General features: G+C 70.7%; 23 protein-coding genes. 16 read left to right on the top strand and 7 right to left on the bottom strand.

Translation table 11 applies throughout. The features are described 5' to 3' along the window. Positions 1-3: 3 nt before the first annotated feature. The 6 genes from ACH4OA_RS19845 to ACH4OA_RS19870 form a co-directional block, all read right to left on the bottom strand. Positions 4-1,284, bottom strand: coding sequence for a M48 family metalloprotease (locus ACH4OA_RS19845; protein WP_397938309.1), 1,281 nt, complete (start codon positions 1,282-1,284; stop codon positions 4-6). A 43-nt stretch (positions 1,285-1,327) separates the two neighbouring features. After that, positions 1,328-1,861, bottom strand: coding sequence for a Pycsar system effector family protein (locus ACH4OA_RS19850; RefSeq protein ID WP_397938307.1), 534 nt, complete (start codon positions 1,859-1,861; stop codon positions 1,328-1,330). Continuing rightward, positions 1,858-3,675 carry a hypothetical protein gene (locus ACH4OA_RS19855; RefSeq protein ID WP_397969988.1) on the bottom strand — a complete coding sequence of 606 codons (1,818 nt, stop codon included), beginning with the start codon at positions 3,673-3,675 and terminating at the stop codon, positions 1,858-1,860. Before ACH4OA_RS19855 ends, ACH4OA_RS19850 begins: the two co-directional genes overlap by 4 nt. A 64-nt stretch (positions 3,676-3,739) precedes the next feature. Beyond that, on the bottom strand, positions 3,740-5,941 hold the full coding sequence (locus ACH4OA_RS19860) for a hypothetical protein (protein WP_397969989.1): 2,202 nt from the start codon (positions 5,939-5,941) through the stop codon (positions 3,740-3,742). Beyond that, positions 5,938-6,825 (bottom strand): hypothetical protein, encoded by an 888-nt coding sequence (locus ACH4OA_RS19865; protein WP_397969991.1) that lies wholly within the window; start codon positions 6,823-6,825, stop codon positions 5,938-5,940. Before ACH4OA_RS19865 ends, ACH4OA_RS19860 begins: the two co-directional genes overlap by 4 nt. A 174-nt stretch (positions 6,826-6,999) precedes the next feature. Then, positions 7,000-7,803 (bottom strand): Crp/Fnr family transcriptional regulator, encoded by an 804-nt coding sequence (locus ACH4OA_RS19870; protein WP_397938300.1) that lies wholly within the window; start codon positions 7,801-7,803, stop codon positions 7,000-7,002. 398 nt (positions 7,804-8,201) lie between these two features. Between ACH4OA_RS19870 and rpsL the strand changes: the two genes are divergently transcribed. The 5 genes from rpsL (at position 8,202) to ACH4OA_RS19895 (ending at position 15,862) form a co-directional block, all read left to right on the top strand. After that, a complete protein-coding gene (gene rpsL, locus ACH4OA_RS19875) occupies positions 8,202-8,573 on the top strand; it encodes a 30S ribosomal protein S12 (protein ID WP_003948652.1) in 372 nt (123 codons plus the stop codon). 2 nt (positions 8,574-8,575) lie between these two features. Further along, a complete protein-coding gene (gene rpsG, locus ACH4OA_RS19880; protein WP_030345396.1) occupies positions 8,576-9,046 on the top strand; it encodes a 30S ribosomal protein S7 in 471 nt (156 codons plus the stop codon). A gap of 39 nt (positions 9,047-9,085) precedes the next feature. Further along, complete coding sequence (gene fusA, locus ACH4OA_RS19885; protein WP_397938298.1) at positions 9,086-11,212, top strand: elongation factor G; 2,127 nt, start codon at positions 9,086-9,088, stop codon at positions 11,210-11,212. A 156-nt stretch (positions 11,213-11,368) separates the two neighbouring features. After that, entirely contained in the window at positions 11,369-12,562 is a 1,194-nt protein-coding gene (gene tuf / locus ACH4OA_RS19890) for an elongation factor Tu (protein ID WP_365875368.1), read from the top strand. A gap of 231 nt (positions 12,563-12,793) precedes the next feature. Then, positions 12,794-15,862, top strand: a complete 3,069-nt coding sequence (locus ACH4OA_RS19895; RefSeq protein WP_397969993.1) for a glycosyl hydrolase 115 family protein — start codon at positions 12,794-12,796, stop codon at positions 15,860-15,862. 78 nt (positions 15,863-15,940) lie between these two features. Here ACH4OA_RS19895 and ACH4OA_RS19900 read toward each other — a convergent pair whose 3' ends face one another. Beyond that, entirely contained in the window at positions 15,941-16,420 is a 480-nt protein-coding gene (locus tag ACH4OA_RS19900) for an ATP-binding protein (RefSeq protein ID WP_397969995.1), read from the bottom strand. Between the two features lie 148 nt (positions 16,421-16,568). On the opposite strand from ACH4OA_RS19900, the gene ACH4OA_RS19905 reads away from it, so the two are divergent. The 11 genes from ACH4OA_RS19905 to rpsC all read left to right on the top strand — a co-directional run bounded on the left by ACH4OA_RS19905 (position 16,569) and on the right by rpsC (position 22,688). Continuing rightward, positions 16,569-17,414, top strand: coding sequence for a Scr1 family TA system antitoxin-like transcriptional regulator (locus ACH4OA_RS19905; RefSeq protein ID WP_397969997.1), 846 nt, complete (start codon positions 16,569-16,571; stop codon positions 17,412-17,414). After that, positions 17,411-17,602, top strand: a complete 192-nt coding sequence (locus ACH4OA_RS19910) for a DUF397 domain-containing protein (RefSeq protein WP_397969999.1) — start codon at positions 17,411-17,413, stop codon at positions 17,600-17,602. The genes ACH4OA_RS19905 and ACH4OA_RS19910 overlap by 4 nt, the downstream gene beginning before the upstream one ends. Before the next feature lie 8 nt (positions 17,603-17,610). Continuing rightward, the gene (locus tag ACH4OA_RS19915; RefSeq protein ID WP_397970001.1) at positions 17,611-17,802 is read left to right on the top strand and encodes a DUF397 domain-containing protein; all 192 of its coding nucleotides are present in this window, start codon (positions 17,611-17,613) and stop codon (positions 17,800-17,802) included. A 447-nt stretch (positions 17,803-18,249) separates the two neighbouring features. Continuing rightward, positions 18,250-18,558 carry a 30S ribosomal protein S10 gene (gene rpsJ, locus ACH4OA_RS19920; RefSeq protein ID WP_003948644.1) on the top strand — a complete coding sequence of 103 codons (309 nt, stop codon included), beginning with the start codon at positions 18,250-18,252 and terminating at the stop codon, positions 18,556-18,558. A gap of 17 nt (positions 18,559-18,575) precedes the next feature. Continuing rightward, positions 18,576-19,220: a 50S ribosomal protein L3 gene (gene rplC, locus ACH4OA_RS19925; protein WP_020135811.1), complete on the top strand. Its 645-nt coding sequence runs from the start codon at positions 18,576-18,578 to the stop codon at positions 19,218-19,220. Between the two features lie 8 nt (positions 19,221-19,228). After that, positions 19,229-19,882: a 50S ribosomal protein L4 gene (gene rplD, locus ACH4OA_RS19930; protein WP_365873958.1), complete on the top strand. Its 654-nt coding sequence runs from the start codon at positions 19,229-19,231 to the stop codon at positions 19,880-19,882. Beyond that, entirely contained in the window at positions 19,882-20,301 is a 420-nt protein-coding gene (gene rplW / locus ACH4OA_RS19935) for a 50S ribosomal protein L23 (protein WP_397938285.1), read from the top strand. The genes rplD and rplW overlap by 1 nt, the downstream gene beginning before the upstream one ends. Before the next feature lie 38 nt (positions 20,302-20,339). Next, positions 20,340-21,176, top strand: a complete 837-nt coding sequence (gene rplB, locus ACH4OA_RS19940) for a 50S ribosomal protein L2 (RefSeq protein WP_030601203.1) — start codon at positions 20,340-20,342, stop codon at positions 21,174-21,176. Positions 21,177-21,188: 12 nt separating this feature from the next. Then, complete coding sequence (gene rpsS, locus ACH4OA_RS19945) at positions 21,189-21,470, top strand: 30S ribosomal protein S19 (protein ID WP_004984529.1); 282 nt, start codon at positions 21,189-21,191, stop codon at positions 21,468-21,470. Positions 21,471-21,513: 43 nt separating this feature from the next. After that, positions 21,514-21,861 carry a 50S ribosomal protein L22 gene (gene rplV / locus ACH4OA_RS19950; protein ID WP_044571671.1) on the top strand — a complete coding sequence of 116 codons (348 nt, stop codon included), beginning with the start codon at positions 21,514-21,516 and terminating at the stop codon, positions 21,859-21,861. Continuing rightward, positions 21,861-22,688, top strand: a complete 828-nt coding sequence (gene rpsC / locus ACH4OA_RS19955) for a 30S ribosomal protein S3 (RefSeq protein WP_030839666.1) — start codon at positions 21,861-21,863, stop codon at positions 22,686-22,688. The genes rplV and rpsC overlap by 1 nt, the downstream gene beginning before the upstream one ends. Positions 22,689-22,691 lie beyond the last annotated feature (3 nt).

Genomic DNA, 22,691 nt, shown 5'->3' on the forward strand with positions numbered 1-22,691 from the left:
CGCTCAGCGGCGCGGCGGCGCGGCGTGGGGCGGCGGTGCGAGGTACGGCGGCGGTGCGAGGTAGGGCCGGAGGCGGTGCAGCCGGGTGTGGTAGTCCGGGTGCGAGGTCAGCAGCTTGGCGAGCGGGCTCCGGGCGACCGGGACACCGCCGTTGCGGGCGGTGAGCGCGGCGCGGACCTGCTGTTCCTCGTGGTGCATCTTCTCCAGGACCGCCGCCAGCATGGGAGCGAAGCCGAGGGCCGCCGCGTGCTGGTCGGCGCGCAGCTCGGCCCGCCGGCCGACGGCGGCGAGGGCGTACGGCACCGCGAGGATCAGCAGCGGCAGGCCGTACAGGAAGCTGATCGTGGCGAACGCGAAGACGCCGACGATCGCGGTGAAGGAGACGACGCCCGCGCAGGAGAAGGCCCGGGACAGCTTGTACAGCACGGCGGTCACGGTCCGCAGCAGCCGCCAGGCGAGCCGGCCCGGCAGCGCGTACCAGTAGCCGAGCAGTCCGGCCCAGGCGTGGCCGCCGACGTGGTGGCCGAGTTCGTGCGCCAGGACGGCGGCGAGTTCCCCGTTGGGCAGCCGGTCCAGGGCGAACCGGGTGACGCCGACGATGTGTCCGGCCGCGGCGACCGCGTTCAGGTGGTCGCTGTCCTCGACCCACAACTCGTAGGAACGGCCGTCGACCCCGGCGCGGGCCGTCACCTCGTGCCAGACCGGTTCGAGTGTGGCGCGTTCCCGGGGAGTGGGGTAGCGCAGCCGGAGAACATGGCGCGCGAGGGCGCTTTCGGTGGGGCGGTGGAAGACGAGCGCGCCGCTGGCCAGCCAGACCAGGACCACCAGGAAGCCCAGGCGGCCGAAGAGGAGCGAGACCAGGGCGACGACGAGGAGGCTGCCCAGGAGGTTCGGCAGGTGCAGCAGGAGGCTCCCGACGGCGGTGGCGTCGGTACGGCGCTGCTGGGCGGCGATGTGCACCCGGCCGTGGTCGGTGCTGATGTGGTGCGGGTGCCGGGGATCGCCGGCACCGATGTCACCCGGCCCGCCACCCGGCGGCAGCGGTGGCACGGACGGCGGGTACGGCGGGGGAGCCGCGGGAGGAGCCGGGCGGGCCGGGGCCTGCGGGGGCGCCGGGGCGGCGGCGTGCGGCGGCCGGGGGTACGACGGGTACGAGGGCGGCGGGGAGGACGGGTACGACGCGGCGGCCGGGTACGGCGGGTACGCGGGCGCGGGATGGCTCGGGGATGCGGGCGGGTGGCGGGGCGGCTCGGGGTACTCCGGTGCGACGGGCGGGTGGGTCATGCTGGCGTTCCTTCGGTGGAGGGGGACGGCGGCCGCGGTCCGGTCAGCCGAGCAGCAGCGAGGCGGGCACCAGGGCCGTACCGGCGCAGAACGCGATCAGGCCGGAGCGGATCCACTGGTGCTTCCGGGCGGCGATCCCGCTGTTCTCGGCCAGCGAGGCGAGCAGACCGGCGGCGGGGTCGCGGAGGGTGTCGTCGACCGCCGTCTCCAGCCGGCCCGCGCGTGCGGCCTGCCGGATGTCGCCGAAGTACGACAGCGGCTGCCCCGGCGCCCAGGAACCCGGCCGGTAGCGCGGCAGGACGGCGAGCAGCAGGGCGAACAGCGAGAACAGCAGGCAGACGATCCCGGCCCACCACAAGGCGGCCCCGGCGGCGGAGAGCCGGCCCGGGGTCCAGTCCCGGCCGGCCAGCACCCCGCTGAGCAGTCCGGCGGTCATCCCGAGCGCGGCGACCAGCACGGCGGCCTTGCTGTCGGCCCGGGCTATCTCGGTGCGCAGGTCGGCGAGCAGGCGCTCGCACAGCCGCAGCCGGGCGAGCGCGGGGTCGGCGGTGCCGTCCGGGGGCGCGGGAGCCGTCATACGGCGGCCCCGCCCTCGGGGGCCGGCAGAGGCTGCTCCGGTGCCCCGGCCGCCGGCGGCTGCGGGGGAGCGGTCGGCACGGAGCCGTACCCGGGCGGCGGCTGCCAGCCGGCGGCCGGGGCCGGCGGCGAGGTGGGCATGGGCGGCGGGTACCAGCCGCCGGGCTGCGCCGGATACCCAGCCGGTGCCGCCTCGGCCTCCTGGGCGGGCTGAGCCGCCCGCGGCGCGTACGGCGCCTGCGGGGCCGCGTACGGAGGCTGGGGAGCCGCGTACGGAGGCTGAGGGGCCGCGTACGGGGTCTGGGCGGTCGCGTACGGAGGCTGCGGGGGAGAGTACGGGGCGTGCGGAGGAGCGTACGGAGGCTGCGGGGTCGCGTACGAGACCTGCGCGGGCGTGTACGGAGCCTGTCGGGGCGGGTACGGCGGCGTGTAGGGCGGGGTGTGCGGCGGCGTGTACGAGGGCTGCGGCGGGACCTGCGGCACCGCCTCCTGCCCGACCCCCTGTCCGGCTTCGGCGTCCTGCCCGGCGGCCGGCACTGGCGGGTTCTCCGCTGCCCCCGGCGACGGACTCTTTCCGGCCGGCGCCTCGTCGTCGTCCTGCGCATCGCCCGCCTCGTCGGAGGAGACCGCGGTGCCGTCGGTGATCGCGCCCGGCACCGGCCCGGCACCCGGCGCCGGGCCCGGCGGTACCAGCGGCGGGTTCTGGGCCACGCCGGGCAGGCGCTGGTTGAGGATGTCCGTGACCGTGCGCAGGGCCAGCTGCTTGGGGCCCTCCAGCTCGAACTTCTCCGCGTTGTCGCCGGCCAGCAGCTCCTTCACCAGGTCCATCTGGGCCTGGATCATGCGGAGCTGGTCCTCCCGCATGGCGGTCATGACCAGACCGGTGTCCTGCGGGTGCTCGGCGAGATGCAGGGCCCAGGCCTGTACTCCGCCCTGCTGGAGGTGCCACTGGTAGAAGGCCACCTTCTGGGCCTCGTACTGCTGCATCGCCAGGGCGTGCTGCGCCTGCTGCACGGCGAGCTGGTGCTGCTGCGCGCCGTGCAGCATGGCCTGTTCCTGCTGCCAGTGCTGCTGCTGCAGCGCGAGTTCCTGGTGCTGGCGGCCGTAGTCCATGGCGCGTTCCAGGTGCAGCCGGTCCTGTGCCCGGGCCCGGTGGTCCAGTTCGGTGTCGATCTCGGCGCCCCGCCGGGCCACGCGGATCTGCTCGACGGCGGAGTGGTCGATCGCCAGGAGCCGCTGCTGGTGCTCGATGGCGGCCTGGTCCCGCCGCAGCCGCAGGGTCCAGGTGACCTGGAGGCCCACCTCCGAGCCGAGCGGTTCGAGCGGGGTCAGGGCGGTCAGCAGCTCCCGTTCGGCCGCCCCGCTGTCGGCGATGGCGAACCGGCGGGACACCGGCCGGGCCGCCTGCTGGAGCGTGCCGGCGAGCAGCCCCGGCACGTCCCGGTGGCCGCTGCGCACGAACCGGGCCGGATCGAGCACCTGCCAGGAGAAGTCGACCTCGGCCGTGAACTCGAACGCGTCGTTGTCACTCGGCAGGGTGAACGTGCCGGTGAAGGGATGCACGCCCATGTCGACCTCGTACACGGCCGTGTAGCGGCGGGCGGCGATCTCGGCGCGGGTGGGGCGGTGCGGCGGGAGGAACGCGTCGTAGCCGCCCTTCGGGGTGGCGAACACCAGCGCGTGGTCGATGCGGACGACGTGCTTGAGCGAGAGTTCGAAGCGGGAGAGCTGCCGCACGGTGAGCACCGGGTCGGACAGCCGGCTGTGCCGGTCCGCCGGCTGCTGCCACTCGGGCGGGCGGGAGAAAGCGGGCATGGTGGGTCTCCTCGGGGACGTGCTCGGTCGTGCGCGCGGACGGTCCCGTGCGCGGAAGGGACCGTCAGCGGGGCGGGAGCGTGGTCAGCAGGCGGGTGGCGACCCGCGGGGGCGGCGCGCCGTCCCGGCCGGGCATGGTGCGCAGCAGATGGCCGAGCCGCCGGTGTTCGGTGGGCGTGGTGACGAGGTGCGGCAGCAGGGCGGCGAGCGCCCACTCGGTGGCGGGCGACCGCTCGGCGGTCAGCACCCAGTCGCCCAGGGTCTTGAGCGCGTCCCGGGTGGTGTGCCGGTCCGCGAGCGCCTCGCGCCACAGGAAAGCCAGGCCGCCGGCGGCGCCCGAGCCGTCGGCGGCCGCGCCGGCGTACCAGGCGAGGACGGCCGGCCGGTCGTCCTCGTCGCCGTCCTCCGCCGGGCGGCCGCAGGCGTTGACGAAGGCCGTGAGCGTGAGCGCGCGCACCGCGGGGTCGTCGTCGAGGTGCGTCAGCAGCTCCACGAGGACCTGGTCGTGCGCGGGGGAGAGCAGCAGCAGCGCGACCGCGTCGGACAGTTCGCGCACCATCTCCGCGTCGGACTCCTCGGGTCCGCCGGGACCGTCGTGCAGGCGGCGGGCGGCCTCGCGCAGCGCGGCGAGCGCCTGCCCGGGCAGCTCCGGGCCGATCAGTGCGTACGCCCGGGCCGCCACCCAGGTCAGGGCGCGGTCGTCGGCCCTGGACCAGTCGTCCAGGATGCGCGGGATGTTGGGCGTGCCGACGAGGTGGGCCAGGGCGAGGGAGTTGACCGCGACCAGCCGGTGCCGGAACAGGCGGGAGGTGGCCCAGGGCTCGATGACCAGGGCCATCGCGGAGGGCAGATCGGTGCGGGCGAGGACGGCGGCGGTGGCGGCGGCGCGGGTGCGGACCAGCGGGCGGCCGTCGCCGGCGAGCCGGCGGAGCCATTCGATCAGCGCGGGCCGGGCCGACGGATGACCGGTCCACACCAGGCGCAGCAGCACGAGGGAGACCCGCTCGTCGAGGAACTTCGCCTTGTACTGGGTCACCGGGCCCCACTCGGTGTGCTCGTCCTCCTCGTAGCCCTCCGCGCGGGCGAGCTGGAGCCGTTTGTCGATGTGGGTGCCGAAGACGGGGACCTCGGCGGGCTGGTGCGGGTGCTGGGTCTTGAGTAGCTGGCGGTAGAGCAGGTCGCTGAGTTCGGCGGTCAGCGCGTACGGGCCGCCGTCGAACGCGGCGAGGGCCACCAGGAACGCCTTGTCCCGCAGGTGGAGCGTGCTCTCGTCCTCCTCGAACCACTCCTGGATCTGGTTCTCCAGTGAGGCGCGGGAGAACGCCCCGACCGCGTCCTCGGTCACCTCGGCGGCGGCGTGGCGGGCCAGCAGCCGGGCGAAGCCGGCCGTCTCGCGCAGCCGGTGGCGGCGGGCCAGGAAGTCGCCGACCGCCGGGAGGCGGAGCAGGCCGGCGGCGGTGTCCGGGTCCACGAGCGTGCGCAGGTGCGCGGCCAGCACCTCGGCCCCGGCCGGCGGCTCCCAGCGGACGTCGTCGACGTCGTCCAGTACGGCGGTGTGGCTCACGGTGATCACCAGGTACGCGTCCTGCTCCGCGAGCCGGCCGCGTGCGGCCAGGAGGTGCGGTTCGCGCAGCGGGTTCCCGCGCCGGGTGGCCAGGTCGCCCAGCACATAGCCGCGCACCTGTCCGTCCGAGCCGGTGAGCCGGTCGGCGAGGGAGCCGGGGGCGGTGTCCCGGTCCAGGACGTGCACGGGTACGGCGCCGAGCCGGTGCAGCAGCACCAGCGCCGCCGTCCTGCGGCCGGAGAAGCGGGCGCCGGACAGCACCAGCACGCGGTCGCGGCGCAGCCGGTCCAGCAGCTCCCGGACGGTCTCCTCGGCGGCGGTGAACGACGCGTCCAGCCGCTCCAGCCGCTGCGGCGGCACCTCGCCGGAGACGGCGGCCGCCCCGGACAGGCCGGCGAGACTCCAGTGGATCTCCGTCTTGCCGCCGAGGAACACGTCGCCGGTGATCTGGTTGCCGGCCAGGTTGTTCTGGTCGCCGTGCACGGTGCCGCCGCCGAACCGGGTCCGGGCGCCGATGTTCATGGTCCGGGGGCTGTGGTCGGCCAGGTCGCGCCGGGCGGCCCACGGGTCCTGCGGCTGGTCGCGCTCCTCGTTCTCCTCGCCGGCGTCGGCGGCCGGGTGCTGCTCCGCGGGCGCCTCGCCGGGAGCGGGCTCGGCGGCGGGGCCGGCCGGGGAGCCGGGGTCCGGCTGGGCCTCGCTCACGCGTCCTCACCCCGGTCCCGGCCGCGGCCGCCCAGCCGGACGGTCCCGGTGATCTGGTTGCCGGTGACGTTGTTCTGGTCGCCGTGCACCGTGCCGCCGCCGATCGTCACGGGGCCGCGGAAGCAGGGGCCCGGTGCCGGGGCGGGCCACCGCGCCTCGGGCGCCGGGTGGTTCCCGGCGGCGGTGGCCCGGGGTGGCGCGGCCGGCGCCGGGCGGTCCCCCGATCCGCCCGGCGCCGGCTCCTCCCCCCGGTCACCGTGGTCCGTGCCGGTCCCCGGCGCGCGGCCGGCCGCCCCGCCCGTCGCGCCGCCGGGTACCGGTCCGTACAGCCAGGCCGTGAGCGGCCCGTTCTTGCTCGCCACGGTCGTCCGGTGGAAGCCGTCGGCCGGGACACCGGGGTGGTCGTGCCGGACGACTCCCGTGTACAGGGCGTCCGAGACGCACAGCGCGAAGTCGTCGGCGCGCTCGCGCAGCGCACGGCGCAGCACCTCGGCGTCCAGCAGCCGGACGGCGTGGTTCAGGTCCGAGCCGACCCAGCCGGCGTGTTCGTCGATGGCCACGAAGCCGCTGGCGACGACTCCGCGCAGCCGGATCTGCGCCGAGCTGGACGCCATGCGGTTGAGCGCCCGCAGCTGGACCGGCACCTCGGTGAGCAGGGCCCGCAGCAGCGCCGTGACGGAGGCGTTGGCGTCGATCAGCTCCATCACCGAGTCGCCGCGGTCGGCGCGCAGCCGCAGCGTCTCGTCGATGTCGGCGCTGCGCAGCGCGCGGTCGGTGATGTCGTAGAGCATCCGGCGCAGGTAGGCCTGCTCGACGTCGTCCCGGTGGCTGAACCTCTCGATGTCCAGCAGCAGGATCGTGCGGATCACGGGATCGGCGGTCATGGCGGCCTCTCGGACGGGGGCGGTGTGCAGGGCAGCAGCGTGGCCGCCGGAAGGCCGCGGTGGTGAGGGCGGATGACCCACACCGACTGTGACCGTGTGCACAGAACGACCCCCGGGACGCCTGGGGCTCCTGTGACGCCCGTGATGTCCGGGGAAAGCCCGCCGCCCGCGCCGTCACTCCTCGCGGGGACCCGGGAGCGGCGGGACAGACGGGTTGGACGGGTCGGACGGGACAAACGGGGCCGGTGGGGCCGGCGGGCCGGCCGGGGCCGTCGCGGTGATGCGGCGCAGGATGTCCGGGCGGCGGATGAGCAGGGTGCGCCGGCCGGTGACCACCGCCTCCTTGTCGCGCAGCTCCTTCAGCAGCCGCTGCACCATCTCCCGGGAGGCGCCGACGGAACCGGCGAGTTCCTGCTTGCTGAGCGGGACGGCCAGCTCGATGCCGTCCGGGACGCGCCGGCCGTGGGTGCGGGCGAGGTCGAGCAGCAGCACGGCGAGCCGTTCCCGCACGCTCAGCGACGCGAACTCCAGCCGGCGCCGGTCGGCCGCGCGGGTGCGGTCCGAGGTGAGCCCGAGCAGGGCGAAGGAGGCGGCCGGGGAGGCGCCCAGGAACTCCCGGAACCGCTCCCGTTCGACGGCCACCGCCCGGACCCGCTCCAGCGCGGTGACCGTCGCCGACCGCGGCCGTCCGGTCAGCGCGGCCGACTCGCCGATGATGTCGCCGGGGCCGCGCAGGGCGAGCAGCGCCTCGTAGCCGTTGGCGGCGGACGCGGTGACCTTGGTCCAGCCGTCGACCAGGAACAGCACGTGCGAGGAGGGCTCGTGCTGGTGCAGCAGGATCACGCGCGCGGTGAAGGTGAGCGCCGTGCCGAGCGCCAGCAGCGCCGAGCGGTCCTCGCTCTCCAGCCTGGCCAGGAACGGCACCCGGTCGTCCAGACCGCCGTCGTCCGGCGAGTACACCGGCGTCCTTGTCGTCATGGTTGTCATGCTCATCCCCCGGAAGTCCGCAGCGGGCGCATCAACGTACTGAACGCGCAAGAGCGCCGGTGGGTGAAGAGCGCGTTTCGGCCAGTCGGGAGGCCGCCGGACAAGCGCGGACGAATCGCGAGGAGCAGACTGGAGGGACCGGCGTGTCGGCGTGAGTCCCATTTGTTTTGACCGAAGTCCATGAGGTAGGTACGCTCAGACCTTGTGCCTGGGGTGTGCCCTGGCTCCTGTGCGTGCCTGTGAACCGTATGGCGAGCCACGAGCGGCCACCGTAATCTGCGCCCTTTTCGCCTTGCGGCGGGGAGTCTCACGGATTCGACACACCCGACCGCGTGGGTCGGCGACGTTCCAGGTTAGCTGTACATCGGCACACAGAAACCGGAGAAGTAGTGCCTACGATCCAGCAGCTGGTCCGGAAGGGCCGGCAGGACAAGGTCGAGAAGAACAAGACGCCCGCACTCGAGGGTTCGCCCCAGCGTCGCGGCGTCTGCACGCGTGTGTTCACGACCACCCCGAAGAAGCCGAACTCGGCCCTCCGCAAGGTCGCGCGTGTGCGTCTGACCAGCGGCATCGAGGTCACCGCTTACATTCCGGGTGAGGGACACAACCTGCAGGAGCACTCCATCGTGCTCGTGCGCGGCGGCCGTGTGAAGGACCTGCCGGGTGTTCGCTACAAGATCATCCGCGGCTCGCTCGACACCCAGGGTGTCAAGAACCGCAAGCAGGCTCGCAGCCGTTACGGCGCCAAGAAGGAGAAGTAAGAATGCCTCGTAAGGGCCCCGCCCCGAAGCGCCCGGTCATCATCGACCCGGTCTACGGTTCTCCTCTGGTGACCTCCCTGATCAACAAGGTGCTGCTGAACGGCAAGCGCTCCACCGCCGAGCGCATCGTGTACGGCGCCATGGAGGGCCTGCGCGAGAAGACCGGCAACGACCCGGTCATCACGCTGAAGCGCGCTCTTGAGAACATCAAGCCGACCCTCGAGGTCAAGTCCCGCCGTGTCGGTGGCGCCACCTACCAGGTGCCGGTCGAGGTCAAGCCCGGCCGTGCCAGCACCCTGGCGCTGCGCTGGCTGGTCGGTTACTCCCGCGCCCGTCGCGAGAAGACCATGACCGAGCGCCTGCTCAACGAGCTTCTCGACGCCTCGAACGGCCTCGGTGCGGCCGTGAAGAAGCGCGAGGACACCCACAAGATGGCCGAGTCCAACAAGGCCTTCGCGCACTACCGCTGGTAGTCGCTACCCACATCGAGACCGAGAGAAGACTGAAGCCTTATGGCTACCACTTCACTTGACCTGGCCAGGGTCCGGAACATCGGGATCATGGCCCACATCGACGCGGGCAAGACGACCACCACCGAGCGGATCCTGTTCTACACCGGTGTGTCGTACAAGATCGGTGAGGTCCACGACGGCGCTGCCACCATGGACTGGATGGAGCAGGAGCAGGAGCGTGGCATCACGATCACCTCTGCTGCCACCACCTGTCACTGGCCGCTGGAGAACGTCGACCACACCATCAACATCATCGACACGCCGGGTCACGTCGACTTCACCGTCGAGGTGGAGCGCTCCCTGCGTGTGCTCGACGGTGCCGTGACGGTGTTCGACGGTGTCGCCGGCGTCGAGCCGCAGTCCGAGACCGTGTGGCGTCAGGCGGACCGCTACGGCGTGCCGCGTATCTGCTTCGTCAACAAGCTGGACCGCACCGGTGCCGAGTTCCACCGCTGCGTCGACATGATCTCCGACCGCCTGGGCGCGCAGCCGCTGGTCATGCAGCTGCCGATCGGTGCCGAGGCGGACTTCAAGGGTGTCGTCGACCTGGTGACGATGAAGGCCTTCGTGTGGTCCGCCGAGGCCACCAAGGGCGAGATGTACGACATCGTCGACATCCCGGACACCCACACCGAGGCTGCCGAGGAGTGGCGCGGCAAGCTGCTCGAGGCCGTGGCCGAGAACGACGAAGAGATCATGGAGCTGTACCTGGAGGGCGAGGAGCCTTCCGTGGAGCAGCTGTACGCCGCGATCCGTCGTATCACCATCGCCTCCGGCAAGGGCACCGGCACCACGGTGACCCCGGTGTTCTGCGGTACCGCGTTCAAGAACAAGGGCGTCCAGCCCCTGCTCGACGCGGTCGTGCGCTACCTGCCGTCCCCGGTCGACATCGAGGCCATCGAGGGCCACGCGGTCAACAACGCGGACGAGGTCGTCAAGCGCAAGCCGTCCGACGATGAGCCGCTGTCGGCGCTGGCGTTCAAGATCATGAGCGACCCGCACCTCGGCAAGCTCACCTTCGTCCGCGTGTACTCCGGCCGTCTGGAGTCCGGCACCGCCGTGCTGAACTCCGTCAAGGGCCGCAAGGAGCGCATCGGCAAGATCTACCGCATGCACGCGAACAAGCGTGAGGAGATCGACTCGGTGGGCGCCGGCGACATCGTCGCCGTCATGGGCCTGAAGCAGACCACCACCGGTGAGACGCTCTGCGACGAGAAGAACCCGGTGATCCTGGAGTCCATGGACTTCCCGGCGCCGGTCATCGAGGTCGCGATCGAGCCCAAGTCCAAGGGTGACCAGGAGAAGCTGGGTGTCGCCATCCAGCGTCTCGCGGAGGAGGACCCCTCCTTCCAGGTGCACACCAACGAGGAGACCGGCCAGACCGTCATCGGCGGTATGGGCGAGCTTCACCTCGAGGTCCTCGTGGACCGCATGAAGCGCGAGTTCAAGGTCGAGGCCAACGTCGGCAAGCCGCAGGTGGCCTACCGTGAGACGATCCGCAAGGCCGTCGAGCGCGTCGACTACACCCACAAGAAGCAGACCGGTGGTACCGGTCAGTTCGCGAAGGTGCAGATCGGCATCGAGCCCCTCGAGGGCGGCGACACCTCGTACGAGTTCGTGAACAAGGTGACCGGTGGCCGTATCCCGAAGGAGTACATCCCTTCGGTGGACGCCGGTGCGCAGGAGGCCATGCAGTTCGGCATCCTCGCCGGCTACGAGATGACCGGTGTCCGGGTCATCCTCCACGACGGTGCCTACCACGAGGTCGACTCCTCCGAGCTCGCCTTCAAGATCGCCGGTTCGCAGGCCTTCAAGGAGGCCGCGCGCAAGGCCAGCCCCGTGCTGCTCGAGCCGATGATGGCCGTCGAGGTCACCACGCCCGAGGACTACATGGGTGAGGTCATCGGCGACATCAACTCCCGCCGTGGCCAGATCCAGGCCATGGAGGAGCGGGCCGGTGCCCGCGTCGTCAAGGGCCTGGTGCCCCTGTCGGAGATGTTCGGCTATGTCGGCGACCTCCGCAGCAAGACGTCGGGTCGCGCAAGCTACTCGATGCAGTTCGACTCCTACGCCGAGGTTCCGCGGAACGTCGCCGAGGAGATCATCGCGAAGGCCAAGGGCGAGTAACGCACCGCGTTAACACGCCGTAGGCTTGACTCCGGAGCCTCCAGGGGTATTCCGCCGTGAACGCGGAGGAATACCCCGGGTTCCGGGCCTTTACAGCAAAGATCACCTGGCGCCGATGAAGTAAGGCGTACAGAACCACTCCACAGGAGGACCCCAGTGGCGAAGGCGAAGTTCGAGCGGACTAAGCCGCACGTCAACATCGGCACCATCGGTCACATCGACCACGGTAAGACGACCCTCACGGCCGCCATTACCAAGGTGCTGCACGACGCGTACCCGGACCTGAACGAGGCCACCCCGTTCGACAACATCGACAAGGCGCCCGAGGAGCGCCAGCGCGGTATCACCATCTCCATCGCGCACGTCGAGTACCAGACCGAAGCGCGTCACTACGCCCACGTCGACTGCCCGGGTCACGCGGACTACATCAAGAACATGATCACCGGTGCCGCGCAGATGGACGGCGCGATCCTGGTGGTCGCCGCCACCGACGGCCCGATGCCGCAGACCAAGGAGCACGTGCTCCTGGCCCGCCAGGTCGGCGTCCCGTACATCGTCGTCGCGCTGAACAAGGCCGACATGGTGGACGACGAGGAGATCCTGGAGCTCGTCGAGCTCGAGGTCCGTGAGCTCCTCTCCGAGTACGAGTTCCCCGGCGACGACGTTCCGGTCGTCAAGGTCTCCGCGCTCAAGGCCCTCGAGGGCGAGCAGGAGTGGGTGGACTCCGTCCTCAACCTGATGAAGGCCGTCGACGAGTCGATCCCGCAGCCGGAGCGCGACGTCGACAAGCCGTTCCTCATGCCGATCGAGGACGTCTTCACCATCACCGGTCGCGGTACGGTCGTCACCGGCCGTATCGAGCGTGGTGTCCTGAAGGTCAACGAGACCGTGGACATCATCGGCATCAAGACCGAGAAGACCACCACCACGGTCACCGGCATCGAGATGTTCCGCAAGCTGCTCGACGAGGGCCAGGCCGGTGAGAACGTCGGTCTGCTCCTCCGTGGCATCAAGCGCGAGGACGTCGAGCGCGGCCAGGTCATCATCAAGCCGGGCTCGGTCACCCCGCACACCGAGTTCGAGGCGCAGGCCTACATCCTGTCCAAGGACGAGGGTGGCCGCCACACGCCGTTCTTCAACAACTACCGTCCGCAGTTCTACTTCCGCACGACGGACGTGACCGGCGTGGTGACCCTCCCCGAGGGCACCGAGATGGTCATGCCGGGTGACAACACCGAGATGACGGTGTCGCTCATCCAGCCTGTCGCCATGGAAGAGGGCCTGAAGTTCGCCATCCGTGAGGGTGGCCGCACCGTGGGCGCCGGCCAGGTCACCAAGATCGTGAAGTAAGCTCCGCTTGCTTCAGGTCGGTATCTGACCTAAGGGGAGGCCCGTACGACTCCGGTCGTACGGGCCTCTTCGGCGTTCCCGGACCCGCCCGGGCCGTCCCGGGGGCGGGCCGGCGGACGGTGCTCGAAAGTATTCGGTGGGTACGACCCGTTCCCCGCCGCCGTTGCCTCGCCCAGTATTTGTCATGCCGCTGAGCAAATAGAGGCGGGTGGGGAACGGGAGGAGTGGCGTATGTCGTCTGCGCACGTCAGCCGCAGGTCGGTCGTGGGCGGGGCGGTGCTGGGCGCCGGACTGGCCGCGGTGCCGGGACCGGCGTCCCAGGCCGCGTCCGGGTCCGGGTCCGGGGCCGGGCCCGGGACCGGGTCGGGGGAGGGGCTGCGGGTGACGGACCCGGGGTCGTACATCTCGTTCACGGGCGGGGTGTTCTCACTGGTGGGCGCACCCGTAGTGGTGAGCCCGGAGGATCACCCCGGGGTCGTACGGGTGGCGGGCGACCTGCGTGACGACCTCGCGCGCGTGACCGGGGTCCGGCCGGGCACGACGATCGGCCGCTTCCCGGTGCTGCTCGGCACGATCGGCCGCAGCCCGCTGATCGACGGCCTGATCCGCTCCGGGAAGCTGGACGTGACGGGGATCAGCGGCCGGTGGGAGACCTCGCTCCAGACGGTCGTGGAGCGGCCGTTGCCCGGGGTGGAGCGGGCCTTCGTCATCGCGGGCAGCGATCCGCGGGGCACGATCTTCGGGGCGTACGACGTCTCCTACGGCATCGGTGTCTCACCCTGGCACTGGTGGGACGACGTGCCGCCGGCGCGCCGGGAGGCGGTGTGGGTGAAGCCCGGCCGCTTCACCCAGGGCAGCCCGGCGGTGAAGTACCGGGGCGTCTTCGTCAACGACGAGAACCCGGCGCTCGGCACCTGGGCGCCGGCGTACTTCGGCCCGGGGAAGGCGCCCGGGTATCCCAACGGTTTCACCGCCGACTTCTACGCGAAGGTCTTCGAGGTCCTGCTGCGGCTGAAGGGCAACTACCTGTGGCCGGCGGTCTGGGGCCGGGCGTTCGCGGAGGACGACCCGGAGAACCACCGCACCGCGGCCCGGTACGGGATCGTCATGGGCACCTCGCACGAGGCGCCGATGATGCGGGGCATCGAGGAGTGGAACCGGCACGCGGGCTCCGGGTCGGACCCTTACGGGGGCACAGGGGAGTGGTCGTACCGGCGCAACGCGGAGGCGGTCCGCGCGTACTGGCGGGCCGGCATCCAGCGCATGGTGGACGAGGGCTTCGAGGGGGTGGTGACCCTCGGCATGCGCGGCAACGGCGACACGAGCCTGCCGGACGGCGACGGCATCGAGCTGATGCAGCAGATCATCGCCGACCAGCGCCGCATCATCGAGGAGGTGACCGGCCGGCCGGCGTCCGAGACGCCGCAGGTCTGGACGCTGTACAAGGAGGTGCAGCGCTACTGGGACCGGGGCCTGCGCGCACCCGACGACGTCACCGTGGTCCTCACCGACGACAACTGGGGCAACATCCGCAAGCACCCGGACGGCCCGCGCCCCGGCGGCTACGGCCTGTACTACCACTTCGACTACGTCGGCGCCGGCCGCAACTACAAGTGGGTCGACACCGCGAACCTGCGCAACGTCTGGGACCAGCTCCACCAGGCGCACGCCTACGGCAACCACGGCCTGTGGGTGGCCAACGTCGGCGATCTCAAGGGCAACGAACTGCCCACGGAGTTCTTCCTGACGTACGCCTGGAACCCGGACGCCTGGCCGCTGGAACGGCTCGGCGCCTGGGAGGAGCGGTATGCCCGGCAGAACTTCGGCGAGGCGCAGGCGGCGGAGATCGCCTCGCTGCTGGCGGCCTACGGCCGGCTCCAGGCCCGGCGCAAACCGGAGCTGCTGAACCGCCGGATCACCCTCTCGGGTGATCGGGTGGTCTACGACGACCGGCAGAGCCCGTACTACTTCGCGCACCGGGAACTGGAGCGGGTCACCGAGGAGTGGCGCGAGCTGGGCCGCCGCGCGGAACGCGTGGAGCGCAGGCTGCCGGAGAGGCTGCGGGACGCGTGGTTCGAACTGGCCGGGTACGCGATCACGGCGACCGCGAACCTGTACGAGCTGCGGGAGGCGGAGTTCACCAACCTGCTGTACGCGGCGCAGGGCCGGGCGGCGGCGAACGAGCGGGCGGCGCGCGCGGAAGCGGCCCTGGCCCGGGACTTCGCCCTGGCCGAGCGGTTCGGCACCCGGGTGGCGGACGGCAAATGGCAGGGGTTCCAGACCCAGCCGCACATCGACTACGGGGACGTCGACCGCTACGGGCCCAACGCGCCCTGGCAGCAGCCCGAGAAGGACAACGTGGCCCTGCCCGACGTCCTCTTCCCGGCGGTGCGGCGCGTGGACCTGCCGGCGGCGGCGGGGCTGGGCGTGTCGGTGGACGGGTCGGAGGACGCGGGCCACTGGTGGCCCGGGGGCGCCTCCGGGGCCGCGTTGCTGCCGCCGTTCAGCCCGTACCAGACCCGTCCGCAGCAGTACGTGGAGGTGTTCAACCGGGGCGCCGAGCCGTTCGCGTACGAGGTGCGGGTGTCGGAGCCGTGGCTGCGGGTGGACCGGCCCCGGGGCCGGGTGGAGCGGCAGGTCCGCCTGGAGGTGGAGGTGGACTGGTCCCGGGCCCCGGCCCGCCGCGCCGAGGCCACGCTGACGGTGACCGGCGCCGGGACCTCGGTGACGGTGGGCTGCGTGGCCGAGGGGACCCCGGTGCACGGCGCGCGGGGCTTCGTGGAGGCGGGCGGCTATGTGGCGGTCGACGCCGGGCACTACGACCGGGCGGTCGGCCGGTGGCGCCGCGTCGACGGCATCGGCCGCACGGGCGCGGGCATGACGCCCTGGCCGGTGACGTCCCCGTCCCGCACCCCGGGCGGCTCCTCGCCCCGCCTGGAGTACGAGGTGACCCTGCTGTCCGCGCCGGCCGAGGTGACCGTCTGGGCGTACCTCTCCCCGCGCAACCCGGCGCTGCCCGGCGTCCAGGGCCTGCTCTACGGCGTCTCCCTGGACGACGGTCCGGTCCGCACGGTGGACATCACGGCGGGCGCGGACGACGGCGCGCTGAACACGGTGTGGGCCCGCAACACATCGGACAACGTCAACCGCACGTCCACCCGCCACACGGTGACCGCACCGGGCGTCCACCGCCTGAAGTTCTGGATGGTCGACCCGACGGTGGTACTCCAGCGCCTCCTGATAGACACGGGCGGCCTGCCGGAGCTGTACCTGGGCCCACTGGAGAGCGGGAGGGCCTGAACTTCCTCCAGGTCGTCTTGTCGCGCCGAGCGCAGGCACGCCTCCCGGGCGGGAGGGGTGGGGCTTGGCCGGGTCCTTTCACCCTCGTCCTCCTCCTGGCGGGAAACCGCCCGTGGCACCGGAGCGCGGCGCGCCGGATCCCGGTGCGGGCAGGACGACCTCGGCCCAGACGGTCTTGCGCGGGCGCCGGCCCAGGGTGACGCCCCAGCGGTCGGAGAGGGCTTCGACGAGCAGCAGCCCGCGCCCCGACTCGCCGTCCTGCGCCGTGCACCGCAGCCGGGGGAGACGGTCGTCGCGGGTGTCGGTCACCTCGATGCGCAGCCGGTCGCCGACGACGTGGAGCAGCAGCTGGAAGTCGCGTCCGGGCACGCGGCCGTGGGTGGCGGCGTTGGCCGCCAGCTCGGCGATGATCTGCGTCGCCGTCTCCACGGGCAGCCCACAGGTGCGCAGGTGCTGTTCGGCGAGCAGCCGGGCCAGCCGGGCGCCGCGCGGCGTGGACGACAGCCGGACGTCGAAGGTGCGGAAGTGGACGCCGAGTTGGTTTTCAGGGGCAGCCATTTCATGGTTCACATCACTGAGCGTGGCCGGATCTGCTTCCGTGGGGGAGTGATAACGCCCGTACGTACGGTGACTGTCCTCGCTTTGTCTCGGCTGTCTCGGCTGTCCCGGCGTTGTACGAGTACGAGTGCGCGTTGGAGGAGGAGCGATGAGCGAGGGCGTGGACGAGGCGGGCTGGGACATCGAGCCGGGCGACGAGATGGAGCCACTGGTGCAGGCGGTGGGCCGCCTGATCAAGGTCTGCCGGGAGGCGGCGGGCCTGACCGTGCCCGAGCTGGCGGGGTCCCTGGGCTACGGCGAGGACATGATCCGCAAGATCGAGCGCGGCGCGCGTATCGCCCGCCCGGAGTTCCTGGACAGGGTGGACACGTTCCTGAAGGCACAGGGGCACGTGCGGTCCTTCATGGACGACATGAGCAAGGCCCGGTACCCGAAGAAGGTACGGGAGCTGGCGGAGCTGGAGAGGCGGGCGGTGGAGATGCTGTCGTATGGGAACCACAACATCCATGGCCTGCTTCAGACGCCGGAGTACGCGCGCGCGCTGTTCGAGATGAGGCAACCCGCCTACGGCCAGGACGTGGTGGAGCGAGAGACTGCCGCGCGCATGGCTCGTAAGGCCGTCTTCCAGCGGGAGCCCGCCCCCACACTCAGTTTCGTTCTGGAGCAGGTGACGCTCGAACGTCCCTACGGTGGGAAGATGGTGCTGCGCCGACAACTCGAACACCTCTTGGAGGTAGCGCAGTTGAGGAATGTCACGCTGCAGGTCATGCCGACCGACCGGGAGGAGAACGCCGGAGCGTCGGGCCTGGTCGAGGTGCTGAAGTTCGCCGACGGAACGGCGATCGGGCGCTCCGACGGCGCTTTCAACGGCCGTCCGGTCTCCAACCCCAAGGATCTTCGAATCCTGGAACTGCGCTATGGCATGATCCGGGCGCAGGCTCTCACGCCGAGGGAGTCGCAGGCTTTCATCGAGCGAGCGCTGGGGAGACTATGAGCACGGCGGACCTGCACTGGTTCAAGAGCAGCTACAGCAGCAGCAGCGAGGCTGGCGACTGCATTGAGGTCGCTCTGACCTCCGCCGCCATCCACGTCCGCGATTCGAAGAACACCGAGGGCCCCCGGCTGGCCGTCGCCCCGGGGGCCTGGGCCGGCTTCGTGGCGTACGCCGCGCGGAACGCCTAGGGGAGACCATGAGGACCGTCGACCTGCACTGGTTCAAGAGCAGCTACAGCAGCAGCAACGAACCCGGCGACTGCGTCGAAGTCGCCTCCACCCCTGCCACCATCCACGTCCGCGACTCCAAGAACGCCGAAGGCCCCCGGCTGGCCGTCGCCCCGGCGGCCTGGGCCGACTTTGTGACGTACGCCGCTCGGAACGCGTAGGCAACCCCGGATTCGGCCCGCGCCGGTTTGACCTACGTCACTCCCGGGGTAATCTCTTCGGCTCGATTGGCGGAGGGGCTGCTCTGTGTGGCAGACTGTCCGAGTTGCTCGGTCGAGTGTTGATGCTGCGCGCCTCCCGCCGGGAGGACCGGAAGCGAGTCCCACAGTACTCGTCGCCCTAACTGCCCTCGGGCAGCGCTGGGGCGGACGTACGGGAATCTTCCGGGAAGTGTGAGCGCGATACCGGCCAGGCGCCCGGTGGGCCCGAGGCTCCCGGTCCGCGGTTCCGGAAGGGCCGTGTCAATCCCGCAGGGATGATGTCCGGACAAGGGACATCTGTGTCAGCGGGAGAGCGACACGCCCGACCGCGTGGGTCGGAGGACCGAGAGTCACGCAAAAGAAACACCGGGTTCCAGAGCGTTAGAGAGACAGGACTACTGAGTAGCCATGGCGGGACAGAAGATCCGCATCCGGCTCAAGGCCTACGACCACGAGGTCATCGACTCTTCGGCGAAGAAGATCGTCGAGACGGTGACGCGCACTGGTGCGTCGGTCGCGGGCCCGGTGCCGCTGCCCACTGAGAAGAACGTGTACTGCGTCATCAAGTCGCCGCACAAGTACAAGGACTCGCGCGAGCACTTCGAGATGCGCACGCACAAGCGCCTGATCGACATCCTCGACCCGACCCCCAAGACCGTTGACTCTCTGATGCGACTCGACCTCCCGGCCGGTGTCGACATCGAGATCAAGCTCTGAGGCCGGTGATCTGAAAGATGGCTAAGCAGATCAAGGGCATCCTGGGCGAGAAGCTCGGCATGACGCAGGTGTGGGACGAGAACAACCGTGTTGTTCCGGTCACCGTCGTCAAGGCCGGCCCCAACGTCGTCACCCAGGTCCGCACGAACGACGTCGACGGCTACGAGTCCGTCCAGATCGCGTTCGGCGAGATCGACCCGCGCAAGGTGAACAAGCCCCTCAAGGGCCACTTCGCCAAGGCCGACGTCACTCCCCGCCGCCACCTCGTCGAGATCCGTACCGCTGACGCCAGCGAGTACACCCTCGGCCAGGAGATCACCGCCGAGGTGTTCGAGGCCGGCATCAAGGTCGACGTGACCGGCAAGAGCAAGGGCAAGGGCTTCGCCGGTGTCATGAAGCGTCACAACTTCAAGGGCCTCGGCGCCGGACACGGCACCCAGCGCAAGCACCGCTCGCCCGGTTCCATCGGTGGCTGCGCCACCCCGGGCCGCGTGTTCAAGGGCCTCCGCATGGCGGGTCGCATGGGCAACGAGCGGGTCACCACCCAGAACCTGACCGTCCACGCCGTTGACGCGGAGAAGGGTCTGCTGCTCATCAAGGGCGCGGTTCCCGGTCCGAACGGCGGCCTCGTCCTGGTCCGCACCGCGGCCAAGGGGGCCTGAGGTAACCGATGAGCACTGTTGACATCCTTTCGCCGGCGGGCGACAAGGCCGGTTCCGTCGAGCTCCCCGCGGAGATCTTCGACGCCAAGGTCAGCGTCCCGCTGATCCACCAGGTCGTCGTCGCGCAGCTGGCCGCTGCCCGCCAGGGCACGCACAAGACCAAGACCCGCGGTGAAGTCCGTGGTGGCGGCAAGAAGCCGTACCGCCAGAAGGGCACCGGTCGCGCCCGTCAGGGTTCGACCCGCGCGCCGCAGTTCGCCGGTGGTGGCGTCGTGCACGGTCCCGTGCCGCGCGACTACTCGCAGCGCACCCCGAAGAAGATGAAGGCCGCCGCCCTGCGCGGTGCCCTCACCGACCGGGCGCGTCACAACCGCATCCACGTCGTCTCCGGCGTGGTCGAGGGCGCGAACATCAGCACGAAGGCCGCCAAGAGCCTGTTCGGCAAGATCAGCGAGCGCAAGAACCTGCTCCTGGTCGTCGACCGCTCCGACGAGGCCGCGTGGCTGTCCGCCCGCAACCTGCCCCAGGTGCACATCCTGGAGCCGGGCCAGCTGAACACGTACGACGTTCTCGTCTCGGACGACGTGGTCTTCACCCAGGCCGCTTTCGAGTCCTTCGTCGCCGGCCCGAAGGCCAACGACACCGAAGGGAGCGAGGTCTGATGGCCATCCGTCACCCCGCTATCGCCTCGAAGGCCGCCAAGGCCGCCAAGGCCGCGCGCGTCGCCAAGGCGCGTCGCCACGCCACCGAGGGCAAGAACACCGTCGAGACCCCGCTGAGCAAGTCGTACACGGACCACCGTGACGTCCTGCTGAAGCCGGTCGTCTCGGAGAAGAGCTACGCGCTCCTCGACGAGAACAAGTACACGTTCATCGTCGACCCGAACGCCAACAAGACCCAGATCAAGCAGGCCGTCCAGGCGGTCTTCGACGTCAAGGTCACCGGGGTCAACACGATCAACCGCGCCGGCAAGCGCAAGCGCACGAAGACCGGCTTCGGTCAGCGTGCCGCCACCAAGCGCGCGATCGTGACCCTCGCCGAGGGCGACCGTATCGACATCTTCGGCGGTCCGACCGCGTAAGCGGTCAGGATCGTCCGATATCGGACGAGGACTGAGAAATGGGAATCCGCAAGTACAAGCCGACGACTCCTGGCCGTCGTGGCGCCAGCGTCGCCGACTTCGTCGAGGTCACGCGGTCCACGCCGGAGAAGTCGCTGGTTCGCCCGCTGCACAGCAAGGGCGGCCGTAACAACGCCGGTCGTGTGACCGTTCGCCACCAGGGTGGCGGACACAAGCGCGCCTACCGAGTGATCGACTTCCGTCGTCACGACAAGGACGGCGTGCCGGCGAAGGTCGCGCACATCGAGTACGACCCCAACCGCACCGCGCGCATCGCGCTGCTGCACTACGCGGACGGCGAGAAGCGCTACATCCTCGCCCCGCGCAACCTGCAGCAGGGCGACACCGTGGAGAACGGTCCCGGGGCCGACATCAAGCCGGGCAACAACCTGGCCCTCCGCAACATCCCGGTCGGTACCACGATCCACGCGATCGAGCTCCGTCCCGGTGGCGGTGCCAAGTTCGCCCGCTCCGCCGGTGCCTCCGTGCAGCTGCTCGCGAAGGAGGGCGCCTACGCCCACCTGCGCATGCCGTCCGGTGAGATCCGCCTGGTCGACGTCCGCTGCCGCGCCACCGTCGGCGAGGTCGGCAACGCTGAGCAGAGCAACATCAACTGGGGCAAGGCGGGCCGCAAGCGGTGGCTGGGCGTTCGCCCGACCGTCCGTGGTGTGGTCATGAACCCGGTGGACCACCCGCACGGTGGTGGTGAGGGCCGGACCTCCGGTGGCCGCCACCCCGTGTCCCCGTGGGGCAAGAAGGAAGGCCGTACTCGTTCGCCCAAGAAGGCGTCGAACAAGTACATCGTCCGCCGCCGCAAGACGAACAAGAAGCGCTAAGGACGGGTTGAGATGCCTCGTAGCTTGAAGAAGGGGCCCTTCGTCGACGACCACCTGATCAAGAAGGTGGACGCCCAGAACGAAGCCGGCACCAAGAACGTCATCAAGACCTGGTCCCGTCGCTCGATGATCGTCCCGGCCATGCTCGGTCACACGATCGCGGTGCACAACGGCAAGACCCACATCCCGGTGTTCGTCACCGAGTCGATGGTCGGCCACAAGCTCGGCGAGTTCTCGCCGACGCGCACCTTCCGGGGTCACGTCAAGGAAGACCGGAAGTCGAAGCGCCGCTAGTAGCGGATCGCATTCAGACACGTAAGTAACTGAAGGGACAACCATGGAAGCCAGGGCCCAGGCGCGGTACATCCGCGTCACGCCCATGAAGGCCCGCCGCGTGGTGGACCTCATCCGTGGCATGAACGCCACGGAGGCCCAGGCCGTCCTGCGATTCGCTCCGCAGGCCGCCTCGGTGCCGGTGGGCAAGGTGCTCGACAGCGCCATCGCCAACGCCGCGCACAACTACGACCACACCGACGCCGACAGCCTCGTCATTTCCGAGGCCTACGTCGACGAGGGCCCGACCCTGAAGCGGTTCCGGCCGCGTGCCCAGGGCCGTGCCTACCGGATCCGCAAGCGGACCAGCCACATCACCGTGGTCGTCAGCAGCAAGGAAGGAACCCGGTAATGGGCCAGAAGGTAAACCCGCACGGGTTCCGGCTCGGTGTCACGACCGACTTCAAGTCGCGGTGGTACGCCGACAAGCTGTACAAGGACTACGTCAAGGAAGACGTCGCCATCCGTCGGATGATGACGTCCGGCATGGAGCGCGCCGGCATCTCCAAGGTCGAGATCGAGCGCACCCGTGACCGCGTGCGGGTGGACATCCACACCGCCCGCCCGGGCATCGTCATCGGCCGCCGCGGCGCCGAGGCCGACCGCATCCGCGGTGACCTGGAGAAGCTGACCGGCAAGCAGGTCCAGCTGAACATCCTCGAGGTCAAGAACCCGGAGACGGACGCTCAGCTCGTGGCCCAGGCCGTCGCCGAGCAGCTCTCCTCCCGCGTCTCCTTCCGTCGGGCCATGCGCAAGAGCATGCAGTCCGCCATGAAGGCCGGCGCCAAGGGCATCAAGATCCAGTGCGGTGGCCGCCTCGGCGGCGCCGAGATGTCCCGCTCGGAGTTCTACCGCGAGGGCCGTGTGCCCCTGCACACGCTCCGTGCGAACGTGGACTACGGCTTCTTCGAGGCCAAGACGACCTTCGGCCGCATCGGTGTGAAGGTCTGGATCTACAAGGGCGACGTCAAGAACATCGCCGAGGTCCGCGCCGAGAACGCTGCGGCCCGTGCGGGTAACCGCCCGGCCCGTGGTGGCGCCGACCGCCCGGCCCGTGGTGGCCGTGGCGGCGAGCGTGGCGGGCGCGGTCGCAAGCCGCAGCAGGCTGCCGGCGCCGAGGCCCCCAAGGCCGAGGCTCCCGCCGCCGCTCCGGCTGAGAGCACCGGAACGGAGGCCTGACCG

It is taken from the genome of Streptomyces sp. NPDC017095 (assembly GCF_044332325.1).
GTDB lineage: Bacteria > Actinomycetota > Actinomycetes > Streptomycetales > Streptomycetaceae > Streptomyces.